At 66.4% G+C, this 12,956-nt stretch carries 8 protein-coding genes and 2 pseudogenes; 1 reads left to right on the top strand and 9 read right to left on the bottom strand.

All coding sequences use genetic code 11. The features are described 5' to 3' along the window. The first annotated feature begins 52 nt into the window (after positions 1 to 52). The gene (locus tag ACRQ5Q_RS00050) at positions 53 to 1,168 is read left to right on the top strand and encodes an FUSC family protein (protein WP_439372103.1); all 1,116 of its coding nucleotides are present in this window, start codon (positions 53 to 55) and stop codon (positions 1,166 to 1,168) included. A 155-nt stretch (positions 1,169 to 1,323) separates the two neighbouring features. Here the strand turns inward: ACRQ5Q_RS00050 and ACRQ5Q_RS00045 are convergent. The 9 genes and pseudogenes from ACRQ5Q_RS00045 to dnaA all read right to left on the bottom strand — a co-directional run. Then, positions 1,324 to 1,485: pseudogene (locus ACRQ5Q_RS00045) on the bottom strand (2-hydroxychromene-2-carboxylate isomerase); the annotation flags it as partial. Beyond that, the gene (locus ACRQ5Q_RS00040) at positions 1,482 to 1,970 is read right to left on the bottom strand and encodes a DUF2867 domain-containing protein (RefSeq protein WP_439372102.1); all 489 of its coding nucleotides are present in this window, start codon (positions 1,968 to 1,970) and stop codon (positions 1,482 to 1,484) included. The pseudogene ACRQ5Q_RS00045 and the gene ACRQ5Q_RS00040, both read right to left, overlap by 4 nt. Then, positions 1,967 to 3,361, bottom strand: a complete 1,395-nt coding sequence (locus tag ACRQ5Q_RS00035) for an MATE family efflux transporter (RefSeq protein WP_439395444.1) — start codon at positions 3,359 to 3,361, stop codon at positions 1,967 to 1,969. Before ACRQ5Q_RS00035 ends, ACRQ5Q_RS00040 begins: the two co-directional genes overlap by 4 nt. A 206-nt stretch (positions 3,362 to 3,567) precedes the next feature. Further along, entirely contained in the window at positions 3,568 to 4,863 is a 1,296-nt protein-coding gene (gene murA / locus ACRQ5Q_RS00030) for a UDP-N-acetylglucosamine 1-carboxyvinyltransferase (protein ID WP_439372099.1), read from the bottom strand. Positions 4,864 to 5,258: 395 nt separating this feature from the next. Next, positions 5,259 to 7,694, bottom strand: coding sequence for a DNA topoisomerase (ATP-hydrolyzing) subunit B (gene gyrB / locus ACRQ5Q_RS00025; RefSeq protein ID WP_439372097.1), 2,436 nt, complete (start codon positions 7,692 to 7,694; stop codon positions 5,259 to 5,261). 450 nt (positions 7,695 to 8,144) lie between these two features. Further along, positions 8,145 to 9,293 carry a DNA replication/repair protein RecF gene (gene recF / locus ACRQ5Q_RS00020; RefSeq protein WP_439395442.1) on the bottom strand — a complete coding sequence of 383 codons (1,149 nt, stop codon included), beginning with the start codon at positions 9,291 to 9,293 and terminating at the stop codon, positions 8,145 to 8,147. 100 nt (positions 9,294 to 9,393) lie between these two features. Continuing rightward, positions 9,394 to 9,760: pseudogene (locus tag ACRQ5Q_RS00015) on the bottom strand (endonuclease domain-containing protein). A 255-nt stretch (positions 9,761 to 10,015) separates the two neighbouring features. Next, positions 10,016 to 11,134 carry a DNA polymerase III subunit beta gene (dnaN, locus tag ACRQ5Q_RS00010; protein WP_271582895.1) on the bottom strand — a complete coding sequence of 373 codons (1,119 nt, stop codon included), beginning with the start codon at positions 11,132 to 11,134 and terminating at the stop codon, positions 10,016 to 10,018. A gap of 409 nt (positions 11,135 to 11,543) precedes the next feature. Beyond that, complete coding sequence (dnaA, locus tag ACRQ5Q_RS00005) at positions 11,544 to 12,956, bottom strand: chromosomal replication initiator protein DnaA (RefSeq protein WP_439372093.1); 1,413 nt, start codon at positions 12,954 to 12,956, stop codon at positions 11,544 to 11,546.

The raw sequence follows: 12,956 nt of genomic DNA, 5'->3' as shown, positions 1-12,956 counted from the left end.
ATCAGCTATGCTTTTGCCTCGCTTCATGAGGATCGGACCGGGATAGTCGAGCATGGCATTCGCGGGGAAGGCGTTGGAGCGGATCCGGTCGCGGCGAACGCAATTAGGGCTGGCGATCCGGGTCACGGTGGCCGCGGTTGCCGCCTATGCGATCGCCACCGCGCTGCATCTGCTATTACCACTCTGGGCGGTGCTGACGTCGCTGATCGTGACCCAGATGAGCGTCGGCCGCTCGCTGAAGGCCACCCGCGACTACGTGATCGGCACGATCGGCGGCGCCATCTATGGCGGCGCCATCGCGATCCTGATCCCTTATTCGACCGAGGCGGGGCTGTTGGGGCTGCTGGTGCTGGCGGTCGCGCCACTTGCTTTCGTGGCCGCGATCAATCCAAGTCTCAACGCCGCGACGGTGACCGCCATCATCGTGCTGCTGGTCCCGACCATGCACCACTCCGATCCCATGACCTCGGCGATTGACCGCGTCAGCGAGGTCGGCGTCGGCGCCATCACGGGTCTGCTGGTCTCGTTTCTCGTTCTGCCTTCGCGCGCCGTGCGGCAGATCCGTGCCGCCGCGGCCGCGCTGCTCGAACTGATCGCGGATGCTTTCACCGAGCTGCTCGCGGGCCTGACGCGCGGCCGCGACAACGACGCGTTGCACCGGATCCAGGACGGCATCGGCACCGCGATGGTCGGCATGAATGCGATCGGCGCCGAGGCCGAGCGCGAGCGCGCCGCGCGGCTGTCGAGCGGGCCCGACACCGGCCCGCTGCTGCGTACCGTGCTGCGGCTGCGCCACGACGTCGTGATGATCGGCCGTGCCACGGTGGTGCCGCTGCCGGTCGAGGTGCAGATGCGGTTAGCTGCTCCCTTGACCGAGGTCTCGACGGTGATCGCGCGCTTCCTGCGTTCGGCCGCCGCGGCCTTGCGCGAAGGCGCCGGCGCGCCGCCGATCCATCCCGTCCACGTCGCGCTCCAGCATTACGCCGAGGCGGTCGCGTCGGTCCGTCACGACGGCCTGATCCGCGGCCAGCCCGGCGACACCGCCGAGCGCTTCTTCGCCCTCGGCTTCTCGCTGGAGCAGATGCACCAGAATCTCTGCGACCTCGACCGCGTCGTCGGGGAGTGGTCGGAGGCAGCGACCGGCAAGTCCGTGCGCGTGGCGGAATAAGCTGGGGAGGAAAAACCAATGCCTAGCTCGCTTGAGCTTAACCTAGGCGGTCTCCGGGGCACCGAAATCCCAGTTGCGGCTGACGATATCCCCGACTCAGAAGGGGACAGCTGCCGTTGTTATGAAGTTTTCCGATGCGACAGTATTGAAGGCCAATTGGCCTTCTTGAAGAAGCCGGGTATGCGGAGCGCGACCGGATGGACCGACCGCAGGTTCACCGCGAGATCATACTCTTCGATCAGCTTCAATGTTTTCGGCAGCGCCAGATAGCTGTAGGGGCTGCGGAACGAGAAGAACAGGTCGACGGACAGCGTCATCGGGCCGGCTCCGCGAGGTCTCCCATCATGCTGCGGGCGACGAGCTTGTGGAATGGTACAATCAGCGTGAGGTAGGTCCGCCCGAGCAGATTGTTGGTCCGCACCAACGTGGTCAATGTCACCCGCCGGCGCGCCGCGTCGCCGGCGACGTCAACCACGACGCGGAAATCGAGATGGTAGTCGTCAAACCCGGCGATCAGCCGCTCCGGCGTTTCGCTCAGCACCGGAAACAGGCCGATCATCCCGTGCGGAGCTGGAGCACCTTCGCCCGACGTCTTCAGTCCGAAGGGTTTCACCAGGATGTTGCGCAAGCGCGTCAGCGCATCGATCCAGCGCGGCCCGTGCAGCAGCATCCGGGTGCAGGCCTCGCGGGCGCTCAATTGCGTCGCGCCGACCTCCACGCGAAAGGCATCGATGAACTGCGCGCCCGCCAGCAGCGGGCCGGCATCGACATTGGGGGTGATTTCGCGGACCGTCCCGATCATCCCATCAGTTTGCGCGCCAGCATCCGGAAGCGCAAGATCAACAGGGCGGCATAGACGAGCGAGCCGATCGAGAATCCGACCCAGACGCCGACCGCGCCCAGTTCCGTGTGGAAGGCCAGCACCCAGGCGATGGGAAAGGCGACGCACCAATAGCCGATGGCCGCGAACACCAGTGTCATCCCGGTGTCATTGATGCCGCGCAGCGCGCCGCCCATGATGGTCTGCAGGCCATCGGCGATGAAGAAGCTCGCGCCGACCAGCAGCAGCGTCGCCGTCAGCTCGACCGTCGCCGCGCTGGCCTCGCTGCGGCCGAAGAACAGCCGGCCGAGTTCGTAGCGGCCGGCGATGATCGCGACGGTCAAAGCGGACACGAATGCGATTCCGAGCACGGCGGCAACGAGCCCCGCGCGCCGGACGCCCGCCGGGTCGTTGCGGCCAAAGGCATGACCGACCCGCACGGTCGCCGCCATGCCGATCCCGAGCGGGACCATGAACAGCACGGCCGTCACCTGCAACGCGATCTGGTGCGCGGCGAGCGCCGTGGTCGAGATCAGTCCCATCAGCAGCGCGGCCGAGGAGAACAGGCCGTATTCCAGCAGCAGCGAGAACGAGATCGGCGCGCCGACCGCGACGAGCTGGTGCATCAAGGGCCAGTCGATCCGCCAGAGACGGGCGAGCGGATGATAGTCCGCGAACGGCTTGCGCAGCCCTGCGATGGCCAGCGCGGCGATGAAGGTGCCGAGATTGACCAGCGTGGTCGCAAGGCCCGCGCCGAACAGGCCGAGCTCCGGCAGGCCGAACACGCCGTGGATCAGCGCATAGACCAGCACGGCATTGATCGGGATCGCCGCGATCGTGATCCACAGCGGCGCCTGCGGGCGGTTCACCGCGCTCATCATGCTGCGCAGCGCGATGAAGCCGAGCGCCGGCGCGATGCCCCAGGCAAGCCCGTTCAGGTAGCGCTGCGCCAGCGCGGCCGATTGCGGCACCTGACCGAGCGCGAGCAGGATCTGCTCGCCATAGAGCGGCGAGGCCATTATCGGCAGCGAGATCAGCAGCGCGGTCCACAGGCCGACGCGAAGGGAGCGGCGGATACGCCTCACATCCCCGGCCCCGAAGGCCTGCGCGGCCAGCGGCGACACCGCGGACATCAGTCCGAGCCCGAAGGTGAAGCTGACGAAATAGACGGTATGCGCCAGCGCGGCCGCGGCGACCGCGCTCTCACCGAGGTGACCGATCATCGCGAGATCGGTCGTGATCATCGCGATCTGCCCGAGCTGCGTCAGCATCATCGGCACGGCCAGCCGCATTGTCTCGCCGAATTCTTGCGCGAGATGGCTTTGCGGCACGCCGGCTCGCGGCTCCGCATGATGTTGGACAGTGTCGAGCATGGCGGCTCATTAGCACAGCCCCACGTCGAAAACATGGCCCGTGTCCCTTCCCTCTCCCCTTGCGGGAGAGGGTGGCTCGCCGCGTAGCGGCGAGACGGGTGAGGGGTCTCTCTCCGCGAGTCCAACTCGCATTTGAATTCGCCGCGAGAACCCCTCATCCGGCGCTTCGCGCCACCTTCTCCCACAAGGGGAGAAGGAAGAAGGCCTCAGCTCTTCCTTTCCGGCACGCGCTTGATCTTGGCGCCCAGCGCGTTCAGCCGTTCCTCGATGCGCTCATAACCGCGCTCGATCTGGTCGGCATTGTTGATCGTGGACGTGCCCTCGGCACATACCGCCGCCAGCAGCATCGCCATGCCGGCGCGGATGTCGGGCGAGATCATCGATGCGCCGCGCAGGCGGCTGGGGCCGGCGATGATGGCGCGATGAGGATCGCAAAGAACAATTCTCGCGCCCATCGCGATCAGCTTGTCGACGAAGAACATCCTGGATTCGAACATCTTCTCGAACATCAGGATCACGCCTTCGCATTGCGTGGCGGTGACGATCGCGATCGACATCAAATCGGCCGGGAAGGCGGGCCAGGGCTGGTCCTCGAGCTTCGGCACATGGCCGCCGAAATCATCCTGGATTTTCAGCGTCTGGTTCGAAGGCACGATGAGATCGTCGCCCTCGACGCGGCAGACGATGCCGAGCCGCTCGAAGCCCATGCGGATCGAGCGCAGATGCTCGACGCCTGATCGCACGATGCGAAGCTGTGAGCGCGTCACGGCGGCGAGCCCGATCAGGGAGCCGACTTCGATATGGTCGGGCTGGATCCGGTAGGTTGCTTCCCCCAGCGTCGCCGGACCATGGATGACCATGGTGTTGGTGCCGATGCCCTCGATCTTCGCGCCGAGCGCGACCAGGAAGTTGGCGAGGTCCTGCACGTGCGGCTCGGACGCGGCGTTGCGCAAAATGGTGACGCCGTCGGCGGCGACCGCCGCCACCAGCGCGTTCTCGGTCGCGGTCACGCTCGGCTCGTCCAGGAACACGTCGGCACCGGCGAGCCTGGCCGCGCGGAATTCGAGCCGGTCGGTCGCTGTGACCTTCGCGCCGAGCTGCTCGAGCGCCAGCACATGGGTATCGAGCCGGCGCCGGCCGATGACGTCGCCGCCCGGCGGCGGTAGCATCACCTCGCCGCAGCGGGCCAGCAGGGGACCGGCTAGCAGGATCGAGGCCCGGATGCGGACGCACAGTTCGGGATCGAGATCGGCGGCGCGGATGCTCTTGGCGTGGATGTGAAGCGTGTTGCGCGCGGTCCACTCGGCGGAGGCGCCGACCGAGCGGATCAGCTCGACCAGGGTCTCGGTGTCGCGGATCCGCGGCACGTTCTCCAGCGTCACCGGATGCTCGGTGAGCAGGGCGGCGGCGATGATCGGCAGCGCCGAGTTCTTGTTGCCGGACGGCTCGATCGAGCCCGAGAGCCGGTGACCGCCCTCGACGATGTACTGGATGGGCGCCAAATGGATTCTCGCTGTCCTGATGGGGTGGGCGGGCCTGTTTCGGGCGGAAACTACAGAGATTTGAGCAGGGGAGCAATTGTGCCGGGTGGGGTTCGGGGCGCGCCCGCCAGCTTCGGAGACTGTGCCGGACCTCATGGTGAGGTCAGGCGGCCCGTGGGCACGCTACTTCGTCGCGGGGGCGGGTGGTGAGGTTCAGGGACGCGACGTTTGCCCCGAGCGCAGGTGCGCTCCCTCCCCCGCTTGCGCGGGAGGGCTGGGGAGAGGGTGTCGCCGCAACGGGACAATCCCAAGTGGTGAAAGCCCTCACCCGCGCCTTCGCCGCGACCTCTCCCGCAAGCGGGAGAGGTGCAGCAAGAGCTTGGCTAGTAGCAGATCAAACCTGAAGCCAACCGGCCTCAGATATCGATCGTCGCGCTCAGCGAATGTTCCTGGATGAAATCGCGGCGGGGCTCGACCACGTCGCCCATCAGCTTGGTGAAGATGTCGTCGGCCTCGTCGACCTCCTTGACCTTCACCTGGAGCAGCGAGCGCACCTCGGTGTCGAGCGTCGTCTCCCACAACTGCTCCGGGTTCATCTCGCCGAGACCTTTGTAGCGCTGCAGCGTGATGCCCTTGCGGCCGGCGTCGGTCACCGCCTCGAACAGGTCGACCGGGCCGTGCACCACGTGCTCGCTGTCCTTGCGCCGCAGCTTGCCGGAGCGGGCGTAGACGTCCTGGAGCTTGGGCGTGTACTCGTCGAGCTTGCGGGCTTCGGCCGAGCCGAGCAGCGCGTCGTCGATGATCGCCGATTCCTTGACGCCGCGCACGGTGCGCTCGAACACGAAACCCTGGCCCTCGGCGAACTGCCCGACCCAGCCGCGCTCGACCTCCTCGGCCTGGCTGTCCAGCCGGCTCGCGATGTATTGCGCGGCGGCCGCTGCCTTCTCGGGATCGCCGTAGATTTCCTTGTTCAGCACGCCGGTGATCGCGGCCTGCTCGACCACCCTGCGGTTGTAGCGGCTGTGCAGGTTGCGCAGGATGCTGCGGACCACGCGGGCGTCGTCGACCAGCGCGCGCAAGTCGCGCCCGGAGCGGTCGCCGCCAGTGCCGGGGATATACACGCAGTCATCGAGGCCGGCGTCGATGAGATAGTCCTCCAGCGCGCGCTCGTCCTTCAGGTACTGCTCGGACTTGCCGCGCGAGACCTTATAGAGCGGCGGCTGGGCGATATAGAGATAGCCGCCATCGATGATGTCGCGCATCTGGCGGTAGAAGAAGGTCAGCAGCAGCGTGCGGATGTGGGCGCCGTCGACGTCGGCGTCCGTCATCACGATGATCTTGTGATAGCGCAGCTTCTCGATCGAGAACTCGTCGCTGATGCCGGTGCCGAGCGCGGTGATCAGCGTGCCGATCTGCTCGGACGACAGCATCTTGTCGGGGCGGACGCGTTCGACGTTCAAGATCTTGCCGCGGAGCGGCAGGACGGCCTGGAATTCGCGGTTGCGGCCCTGCTTGGCGCTGCCGCCTGCCGAGTCACCCTCGACGATGAACAGTTCGGACTTGGCCGGATCCTTTTCCTGGCAGTCGGCGAGCTTGCCGGGCAGCGAGGAGACCGACAGCGGGCTCTTGCGCGTCAGCTCGCGCGCTTTTCGCGCGGCCTCGCGGGCGGCCGCGGCCTGGATCACCTTGCCGACGATCATCTTGGCCTCGGACGGGTGCTCCTCGAACCAGGCCTGGAGCGCCTCGTTGAGGACGTTCTCGACCACGGGACGCACTTCCGAGGACACCAGCTTGTCCTTGGTCTGCGACGAAAATTTCGGATCGGGCACCTTCACCGACAGCACGGCGGTGAGGCCTTCGCGGCAGTCGTCGCCGGTCAGCGCGATCTTTTCCTTCTTGGCATTGGCCTCGGCATAGCCGTTGACCTGGCGCGTCAGCGCGCCGCGGAAGCCGGCGAGATGGGTGCCGCCGTCGCGCTGCGGGATGTTGTTGGTGAAGCACAGCACGTTCTCGTGGTAGCTGTCGTTCCACCACAGTGCGGCCTCGACGCCGATGCCGTTGGCTTCCGCGCGCACCATGATCGGCGTCGGCACCAGCGCCTTCTTGTTGCGGTCGAGATATTTGACGAATTCCTCGACGCCGCCGGAATAGTGCATCTCCTCGCGCTTCTCGACCGCATGGCGCATGTCGGAGAGGATGATGTTGACGCCGGAATTGAGGAAGGCGAGCTCGCGCAGGCGATGCTCGAGCGTTGCGAAATCATATTCGACGTTCTTGAACGTCTCGGTCGAGGCCAGGAACGTCACCTCGGTGCCGCGACGGCCGGGCGCGTCGCCGACCACTTTCAGCGGTGCCACCGCATCGCCATGCGCGAACTCGATGTAGTGCTCCTTGTCGTCGCGCCAGATGCGAAGGCCGAGCTTGCTCGACAGCGCGTTGACGACGGAGACGCCGACGCCGTGCAGGCCGCCGGAGACCTTGTACGAGTTCTGGTCGAACTTACCGCCGGCGTGCAGCTGGGTCATGATGACCTCGGCCGCCGAGATGCCTTCGCCCTTGTGGATGTCGACGGGAATGCCGCGGCCGTCGTCGCGCACGGTGACGGAATTGTCGGCGTTGAGGATCACGTCGACGCGCGTGGCATGGCCCGCGAGCGCCTCGTCAATCGCGTTGTCGACGACCTCGTACACCATGTGGTGCAGGCCCGAGCCGTCGTCGGTGTCGCCGATATACATGCCCGGGCGCTTGCGGACGGCGTCGAGACCCTTGAGCACGCGGATCGATTCCGCCCCGTAATCGCTCGGATTTGAGGGCTCGTTTTCGGCAGGCGTCTGCCGAGCAGGTTCTGTCATGAGAGGCCTTCGAGATGTCGCCCGAATCAGCGGCGCAAAAGGCGCTGATTTGCGAGCTATTTGTGCCATGAAAGACGGCTTGCGCCTAGCGCAAAGTATCCTCCGGCAACCCTTTGAGCAGATAGGGTTTTTCCGCCGGTTTTCAAGCCGTTTGAAGGTCGATTCCGGGCACTGCAAAAAGGCCGATTCGAGGGGCCGTTTCAAACCTCTGGCAGGCGTGGTTTTTGCGGGGCGCAGAGGCTTGTTGCGAGGCGCCGTGACGCCCCGGAACGGGCCTCGGGTTCAGTAGACCTGGGACGGCTTCGGATCGTCGCTCAGGCTCAAGGCCTCGCCTGAGGCCAGGGTGATGGTATCGGTGCGCACCAGAAGGCCCGACACGCGCAGCTCGTAGGAAGACGTGCCGGGCGGCAGATCCAGCGCGACGGCGTTGGCCCCACCGGCCGGGCGGGTTCAATGCGAAGGCGAGCGCCGGGCCGATACGCGTCCGCTCTCGACGTCAAACAATTCGCCGCCGGCGCCAATCTCGGCAAAGGCGGCGGGGTCCGCGCCGGTCAGCCACACCTGCGCGCCGAGCTTGTGCAGCTCGTCGAACAGCGCAGCGCGCCGGTCCGGATCGAGATGGGCGACGACCTCGTCGAGCAGCAGCAGCGGCACGATGCCGGTCATCTCGGCGACCAGCATGGCATGTGCCAGCACGAGGCCGATCAGCAGCGCCTTCTGCTCGCCCGTGGATGCGTCGCGCGCGGGCATGCTCTTCGGCGCGTAGATCACCTGGAGATCGGTGAGATGCGGGCCGTCGGTGGTGCGGCCGGCAATCGCATCGCGCGGACGGTTGTCGCGCAGGATCTGCCGGTAGCGGTCCTCGACCGACGTCGCGGTCTCCTGAAGCAGCGCGTTCTCCATCCAGCCGTCGAGCGCGATGTGCGCCGACGGAAATGCGGAGGCTTGCGCGCGTGCGTTGAGCATGCCGGTCAGCCGCGCCGCGGTCTGGCCGCGCGTGGCGGCGACCGCGACCGCGAGCTCGGCGGTTTCGCGCTCGATCGCGTCACACCAATGGTCGTCGTAATTGCGGGTTTCGAGCAGGCGGTTGCGTGAGCGCAGGGAACGTTCCAGGGCGTTGATGCGGCTGGAATGCTCGCTGTCGATGGCGAGCACCAGGCGATCGAAGAAGCGCCGCCGCTCGGAGGCGGCGCCCATGAACAGCCCGTCCATGGCCGGCGTCAGCCACACCATGCGGATGTGGTCGCCGAACGCGGTGGCTGAACTCACCGGCTCGCGGTCGATGCGGCAGCGCCGGCTCACTCCGGTGTCCGCACTCGGCGCATCGATGCCGGTGCCGAGCGTGGCGAGCCCCAGCGCGCCCTCGACCTGCGCCGACACCGCCCAGGAGCCATCGCCCTGGTTGTCGGCGACGTCCTCCAGCGTCGCGCGCCGCAGGCCCCGGCCCGGCGACAGGAATGAGATCGCCTCGATGCAATTGGTCTTGCCCGCCCCGTTCGGCCCGACCAGCGCCACCATGTCAGCCGTCGTCTCGAGCCCCGCCGCCCGGTAATTGCGAAAATGCGTCAGCGTCAGGCGATGAATGCGGGAGGGGGTCATGGGTGCTTTGTCATCGACGCGTTTTTTCCCTCTCTCCCCTTGTGGGGCCTTGTGGGAGAGGGTGGCGCCTCACGAAGTGAGGCGACGGGTGAGGTGTATGTTACCGCCCGGCAAGCTTTGCAAGGATATCCTCCAAGACAGACGTGGGCTGCTGCAGCACGTCGTTGTTCCAGTAGCGAGCTATCTCAAATCCCTCGGCCGCGATCATCGCATTGCGCGCGATATCGCCGTGTGATTCCGCGTGCTGGGCTGCCGTCGATCTCGATTACAAGGCGTTTTTCAAAGCAGACAAAGTCGAGAATGTAGCTCCTGCATGGGACTTGCCGGCGGAATTTGTCGGCTGACAGCCGACGATCCCTGACCAGACGCCACATTGCGGCTTCCGCGTCGGTCGGCGCGTGCCGCATATTCTTCGCAAATTGGCGAAGATGCTTAGCGGTCGGCCGATGGTGAGGATCTTGTGGCACCAGCTCTCACCTCGCACCCTCATGATGAAGCGGTGGCGACTTCTTCCCCTCTCCCCCTTGTGGGAGAGGGTGCCGACGCGTAGCGGCGGCGGGTGAGGGGTTGTCTCCGCAGTGAGGGTGCCGCGAGAGGACCCCTCACCCGAGTGAGGTCGTGGCCAATAGCGGAGTAGCCCTCTTCCGCAAGGGGAGAGGGCGCAATAATGCGCATCGCGCTCGATTCTAGAGGCAGCATGCGCCTGCGAGGGACCACCTCCCTCACACCCGCATCGGCATCAGCACGTACAATGCGCTCTTGTCGTCGCGGTCCTGCACCAGGGTCGGCGAGCCGGGGTCGGCGAGGCGGAGCGTTGCGACCTCGCCTTCGATCTGGGCGGCGATGTCGAGGAGGTAGCGGGAATTGAAGCCGATATCGAGGGCGTCGGAGGCGTATTCGACCTCGAGCTCTTCGGTCGCGCTGCCCGAGTCCGGGTTGGTCACCGACAGCACCAGCTTGCCCGCCGACAGCGACAGTTTGACAGCGCGGCCGCGCTCGCTGGAGATGGTCGAGACGCGGTCGACCGCGTTCTCGAAATCCTTCTTGTCGACGACGAGCTCCTTGTCGTTTCCTTGCGGAATGACGCGGCCATAGTCGGGGAAGGTGCCGTCGATCAGCTTCGAGGTCAGCACCACGTTGCCGATCGTGAAGCGGATCTTGGCCTGCGACAGCTCGATCGTCATCTCGGCGTCGGTGTCCTCGATCAGGCGCTGCACCTCGCCGACGGTCTTGCGCGGCACGATCACGCCGGGCATGCCCTCGGCGCCCTTGGGCTGCACCAGGTCGAGCTGGGCGAGGCGGTGGCCGTCGGTGGCGACGCCGCGCAGTGTCGCGGCCTTGGCCGTGCCCGCGGCATGCAGATAGATGCCGTTGAGATAATAGCGCGTCTCTTCCGTCGAGATCGCGAACTGGGTGCGGTCGATCAGCCGCTTGACGTCCTTGGCGGCGAGCGAGAAGGAGTGCGACATGTCCCCGGCGGCCAGATCCGGGAAATCATTCTCCGGCAGCGTCTGCAGCGTGAAGCGCGAGCGGCCGGCGCGGATCGCCAGCACGGCGCGGTCGCCGTCGGCCTCCAGCACGATCTGCGAGCCGTCAGGCAGCTTGCGCACGATGTCGTAGAACATGTGCGCCGGCACGGTCGTGGAACCGGCGGTCGCGGTTTCCGCCGCCAGCGTTTCCGTGACCTCGAGGTCGAGGTCGGTCGCCTTCAGCGACAATTTGGCGTTCTCGGCGCGGACCAGCACGTTGCCGAGGATCGGGATCGTGTTGCGGCGCTCGACCACGCGGTGGACATGGCCCAGTGACTTCAGGAGTTGCGCGCGTTCGACCGTAACCTTCATTGCACTACTCGCCCGATCCCCGAGGAAAACTCAGCGTTGAGAAGGCCGGGCGGCGGGACGCGCGCCACGGCACCGAAGACCCCGAAAAGCCGGATCATCCAGCCGATATGATCAAAGCTGTCAGGGTCGCGCAAGGTGGCTCGGATGGTCCCGGGATTCAAGGGATCGGGGGCAGTTCCCCACGATTTACAGGCAGAAACGAAGGCCGCCGCCCAGGCACAGGTGCGCTCCCTCGCCCCGCTTGCGGAAAGAGGGTTGGGGGTGCGGGGGAGTCTCCGCGGAGGACGGTGAGAGTTGGATGCGCGGAGGGCTCCCCCTCACCCGGAATCCGCGCTGCGCGCGGATTCCGACCTCTGCCCGCAGGCGGGGAGAGGTGAAGCAAGCGGGGAGAGGTGAAGGAAATAGGCCTTTATTCCTGAAGCTGGCGCTTCAGCGACTCCACTTCCTCCGACAGCGCGGTGTCCTTGGAGACCAGCGCCTCGATCTTGCGCACGGCATGCAGCACCGTGGTGTGGTCGCGTCCGCCGAAGCGGCGGCCGATCTCGGGCAGCGAGCGCAGGGTCAGCGTCTTGGCGAGATACATCGCCACCTGGCGGGGCCGGACCACGTTGGCGGTACGGCGCGAGGACAGCAGGTCGGAGCGGCTGACATTGTACTGCCGGGCCACCACGCGCTGGATGTCCTCGATCTTGATCCGCTTCGGCTCCTGCGGCCGGACCAGGTCGCGCACCTCGCGCTCGGCCATCTCCAGCGTCACCGGCTGGTTGTTGAGCTTGGAATGCGCCAAGAGGCGGTTGATCGCGCCTTCGAGGTCGCGGCCGTTGTGTGTGATGGTGCGCGCGAGATAATGCAGCACCTCCTCCGGCACGTCGAAGGTCGCGTGATGGGCGCGGGCTGCGGCGACGCGCGACTTGAGAATGCCGTGGCGCAGCTCCTCGCCGAGCGAGCCCATCTCGACCACCAGGCCGCCGGCAAGGCGCGAGCGCACGCGGTCGTCGAGGCTCTCGAGATCGGACGGCGGACGGTCGGCCGCGATCACGACCTGGCGGCCGGCATCGATCAGCGCGTTCAGCGTGTGACAGAACTCGGCCTGGGTCGACTTGCCCTGCAGGAACTGCAGGTCGTCGATCACGAGCACGTCGATGCCGCGCAGCGCTTCCTTGAACGCCAGGGCCGTCTGCGTCTTCAGCGCTGCGACGAAGCCGTACATGAATTTCTCGGCGGTGAGATAAAGCACCTTGCGCTCGTTGCCGGAATTGCCGGCCCAGGTCACGGCCTGAAGCAGATGCGTCTTGCCGAGGCCGACGCCGGCATGGATGTAGAGCGGGTTGAACATGACGGGATCGCCGCGGCGTCCTTCTGCGACCTGACGCGCGGCCGCATGCGCCAGCGTGTTGGCGCGGCCGACGACGAAGCTCGCAAAGGTCAGGCGCGGATCGAGCGGCGAGCCGCCGAGCGCATCATGATTGGCCGAGACCGGCGCGGTCGCGGTCGAACGCAGCTCCGCCGCAGGCGCGCGACGCGCTTCGACCGGCGCGGGCGCTTCCTTCGGCGGCGCCACCGGGCGCACCGCGGAGCGAACGGTGAGATCGATACGATGCACTTCCGGCATCTCGGCCTGCCAGCACGACAGCACGCGCTCGGCATAATGGGCCTGGATCCAGCTCTTCAGGAAGCGCGTCGGCACCGACAGCCGCACGCTTTCGTCCTGCACGCCTTCGAGATCCATGCGTGCAAACCAGCTCGTATAGACGTCTTCGCCAACGCTCGAGCGCAGCCGACCCTTCACGCGTGACCAGCGATCCTGTTCCGATGTGTTCAT

Origin of the sequence: Bradyrhizobium sp. PMVTL-01 (assembly GCF_051861855.1) — a bacterium.
Classification (GTDB): Bacteria; Pseudomonadota; Alphaproteobacteria; order Rhizobiales; family Xanthobacteraceae; genus Bradyrhizobium.
The sequence above is the reverse complement of the archived record's forward strand: the minus strand, read 5'-3'. Positions and strand labels throughout refer to the sequence as shown.

Excerpts from the sequence above, each read along its gene's own strand:
- ACRQ5Q_RS00035 (WP_439395444.1), bottom strand. The coding sequence starts at position 3,361 with ATGCTCGACACTGTCCAACATCATGCGGAGCCGCGAGCCGGCGTGCCG.
- ACRQ5Q_RS00040 (WP_439372102.1), bottom strand. The coding sequence starts at position 1,970 with ATGATCGGGACGGTCCGCGAAATCACCCCCAATGTCGATGCCGGCCCG.
- gyrB (WP_439372097.1), bottom strand. The coding sequence starts at position 7,694 with ATGACAGAACCTGCTCGGCAGACGCCTGCCGAAAACGAGCCCTCAAAT.
- recF (WP_439395442.1), bottom strand. The coding sequence starts at position 9,293 with ATGACCCCCTCCCGCATTCATCGCCTGACGCTGACGCATTTTCGCAAT.
- dnaN (WP_271582895.1), bottom strand. The coding sequence starts at position 11,134 with ATGAAGGTTACGGTCGAACGCGCGCAACTCCTGAAGTCACTGGGCCAT.
- ACRQ5Q_RS00050 (WP_439372103.1), top strand. The coding sequence starts at position 53 with ATGGCATTCGCGGGGAAGGCGTTGGAGCGGATCCGGTCGCGGCGAACG.
- dnaA (WP_439372093.1), bottom strand. The coding sequence starts at position 12,956 with ATGAACACATCGGAACAGGATCGCTGGTCACGCGTGAAGGGTCGGCTG.